This window comes from Micromonospora sp. NPDC049047, assembly GCF_040649135.1.
GTDB lineage: Bacteria > Actinomycetota > Actinomycetes > Mycobacteriales > Micromonosporaceae > Micromonospora.
Window position 1 is genome coordinate 1 of sequence record NZ_JBEZEY010000049.1, and the last position, 3,681, is coordinate 3,681.

General features: G+C 74.2%; 2 protein-coding genes. Both read right to left on the minus strand.

Features of this window, described 5'->3' with window-relative positions; all coding sequences use genetic code 11:
- Positions 1 to 819: beta-ketoacyl synthase N-terminal-like domain-containing protein (locus AB0B86_RS33430; protein ID WP_357413784.1), on the minus strand; the 819-nt coding region annotated here is incomplete at its 3' end.
- Between the two features lie 21 nt (positions 820 to 840).
- A partial coding sequence (locus tag AB0B86_RS33435) for a type I polyketide synthase (protein ID WP_357420619.1) occupies positions 841 to 3,681 on the minus strand: 2,841 nt, incomplete at its 5' end.

Here is a 3,681-nt window from a genome sequence, read left to right on the forward strand (position 1 = left end):
GCCCTCACCCCAACCCGTGCCATCGGCGGCGGCGGAGAACGCCTTGCACCGGCCGTCGACCGACAAGCCCCGCTGCCGGCTGAACTCCACAAACGCGCCGGGAGTAGACATCACCGCGACCCCACCCGCCAGGGCCAGAGTGCAATCGCCCTTGCGTAGCGCCTGCGCGGCCAGGTGCATCGCCACAAGCGACGACGAGCACGCGGTGTCGATGGTGACCGCCGGGCCCTCCAGCCCCAGGGCGTACGCGACCCGTCCCGACGCGATCGATCCGGCCGTGCCCGCGCCGAGGTATCCCTCCAGGTCGTCGGGAAGCTCGCCCGGCCCGGTGGCGTAGTCGTGGTACATGACACCGGCGTAGACACCGACCGAACTGCCCCGCAGCGTTACCGGGTCGATCCCGGCCCGCTCGAACGCCTCCCACGACGTCTCCAGCAGCAAGCGCTGCTGCGGGTCGGTTGCCAGCGCCTCACGCGGGCTGATCTCGAAGAAGTCCGCGTCGAACAGGTCCGCGTCGTGCAGGAAGCCGCCCTCGCGGGTGTAGCTCTTGCCCACCGCGTCGGGGTCGGAGTCGTACAGGCCGTCGACGTCCCAGCCGCGCCCGGCCGGGAACGGGCTGACCGCGTCCACGCCGTCGGCGACCAGCCGCCAAAGCTGCTCCGGCGAGCCGACCCCGCCCGGATAACGGCAGCTCATCCCGACGATCGCGATCGGCTCCCGCTCGGCCGCCGCGAGGCCGCGGTTCTCGCCGCGCAGCCGCTCGTTCTCCTTGAGCGACGTGCGCAGCGCTTCGATGATCTGCTCGTTGTCCAGTGCCATGGTGTCTGTGTCTCCGTCGGATCAGGAATCGGTGCCGCGCATGGCGAGGCGGACGAGGGCTTCGGCATCCAGGCCGTCCACGGCGGTGGCAGCCGGTTCGGGGGCCGCGACCACCTCCCGCTCGCTGCCCAGCCGCAGGACGGCGTCGAGCAGCCCGGAGGCCCGCAGCCGGGCCGGCGGCACACTCGCCAGCAGGCGGCGCACGTCGGCGTCGCTGAGTTCGCCGTCCGCGCCGTCCCCGAAGAGCGTCTCGTCGACGTACCGGGCCAGGGCTGCCGGCGTCGGGTAGTCGAAGACGAGCGTGGCGGGCAGCCGCTGCCCGACCGCGTCCGCCAGCCGGGTCCGCAGCTCCAGCGCGAGCAGCGAATCGAACCCGAGCTGCTGGAATGTGCGCGCGGGGTCGACCGTGCCGCCCGCGCCTTGGCCCAGCACCTCGGCGGTAGCTTCCATGAGGAGGGCGACCAGGCGCTCCTGCCGCTCGGTGGCGTTCAGGCCGGACAGTTCCGTGCGCAACGAGCTGGCGCTGCGGTCGCGACCTCGCTGGGCAGGCGCCGGGGCAAGGCCGCGCAGCGCGGGCGGCAGGCCACCGGTCCGCGCACGGCTGCGTACGGCTGCCAGATCCAGGCGTACGGGGACGAGCATGCCGTCGCCGTCCGTATCCGACAGGGCGGCATCCAGCAGCGCGAGCCCGTCGGCGACCGGCAGCGACCTGATGCCGTCGCGTTCGGCGCGGCGCCGGAAGACCTCGTCGCGGTCGACCGCCATGCCGTTCGGGCCGTCCCAGGGCCCCCAGGCCAGCGACATTCCCGGCAGGCCCCGTGCGCGGCGGCGCCGGGCCAGCGCGTCCAGGAACGTGTTCGCGGCGGCGTAGTTGCCCTGGCCGGGACCGCCAAGCACGCCCGCGACCGAGGAGAACAGCACGAACGCGGCCAGCGGGGCGCCGGCCGTCAGCGCGTCAAGATTGAGTGCGGCGTCGACCTTCGGGCGCAGCACCCGCTCGATCCGATCCGAGGTCAGCGAGGCCAGCACTCCATCGTCCAGCACCCCGGCCGCGTGGATCACGGCGCTGAGGGGACGCTCCGCCGGGATCGACTTGAGCAACGCGGCCAGCGCCTCGTAGTCGGCGGCGTCGCAGGCCGCCACGGTCACGTCCGCGCCCAGCGCGCGAAGTTCCCGCTCCAGCTCCGCGTCGCCGCGTCGGCTCAGCAGCAGCAGGCTGCCCGCACCGTGCGCGGTGATCAGATGCCGGGCCACGGCCCGGCCCAGCGCACCGGTGGCACCGGTGATCAGGATGGTCCCGGCCAGTGCCGAGGCACGGCCGGCGACCGGTTCCGGGCGGGTCAGCCGCGGCGTACGGGCGACGCCTGCGCGCAGCGCGACCTGCTCCTCGCCCTGTCGCGCCGCCGCGACGAGCACCGCCAGCGACTCCTCGGTGCCGTCGTGGTCCAGCAGCAGGAACCGGCCCGGATGCTCCGACTCGGCCGAGCGGACCAGGCCCCACACCGCGGCGGCCGCGAGATCCACAGTGGGCTCGCCGGGTAGTGCGGCGCCCCAGCGAGTCACCACCCCGAGCCGAGTCCCGGCGGTCCGATCGTCGGCCAGCCACGCCCGAAGCAGCTCCGCGACCGCGACCACCGCCGCGTGCACCCCGTCGGCGGCGTCGCCGGTCGTGGCGACGACCTCGGTGAGCACCAGCTCCGGCAAGATGGCGGGCAGGCCGGCGAGGCTGGCGTGCCGGTCGAACCCGAGTTCGGGCAGCGTGCCTGCGCCCAGCAGCGCCACGTCCCGCCCGGTCGGCGCGGTGAGGGCCAACTCCGGCCAGGCCAGGCGGTGCATCCGCAGCTCACGGCCCTCATCGCCAGTGATCTCGCGCAGCGTGAGCTCGGTGACGCTGAGCACCGGGCGGCCCGCCCCGTCGGTCGCCGACAGCGCGAACGCGGTCGGGCCGGTCGGGCGCAGCCGCACCCGCAGCCGGGTCGCGCCGCCGGCGCCGAACGTCTGCACCCCTGCCCAGGCGAACGGCACCCGCGCCGCCGGTGCCACGTCGAGCAGCACCAGCGCGTGCAAGCACGCGTCCAGCAGGGCCGGGTGCAGCTCATACCCGGGCTCGGCGCCGCCGCCCCTCGCCCCGTCGGGTAGCTCCACCTCGGCGTGCACCTCCGCCCCGACCCGCCACGCGTGGCGCAGTCCCTGGAACACCGGGCCGTAGCTCAGCCCGGCGTCGGCCAGCCGGGGGTAGAGGTCTGTCACATCCAGTGCCGTACCGCCGGGCGGCGGCCATGGGAGCTGCGGTGCGTCGTCCTGATCACGGACGGCCAGGTGCCCTTCGGCATGCCGGGTCCAGCCGTCGGCACCACGCGTGTGGAACGCGATCGCCCGACGACCGTCGGCCTCGGCGGCCCCGACCGTGACCCGCAGGTCTAAGCCGTCGCCCAGCACGACGGGTACGCCGAGGGTCAGCTCCTCCACCCGCGAGCAATCGACCTCCTGACCGGCGCGCAGCGCCATCTCGACCAGCGCCGTGGCCGGCAGCAGCACCGCCCCGCCGACCGCGTGATCGGCCAGCCACGGCTGCGTATGCGGGGACAGTCGTCCGGTGAAGACGACACCCACTTCCTCAGGCAGCACGATCGCGGCGCCGAGCAGCGGATGGTCGGCGGGGTCCAGACCGATGCCCGCCAGATCCCCGGCGCCCGCAGGCACCTGCAGCCACGTCTCCTGCTGCTGGAACGCGTAGGTGGGCAGGTCGACGTGCTCGGCGGCCGGACCATAGAACGCGTTCCAGTCGAGGTCGACTCCCGCGACCGCCGCCCGCGCTACCGCCGTGACCAACGCATCTACCTCACCCGCATCCTGCCCCAC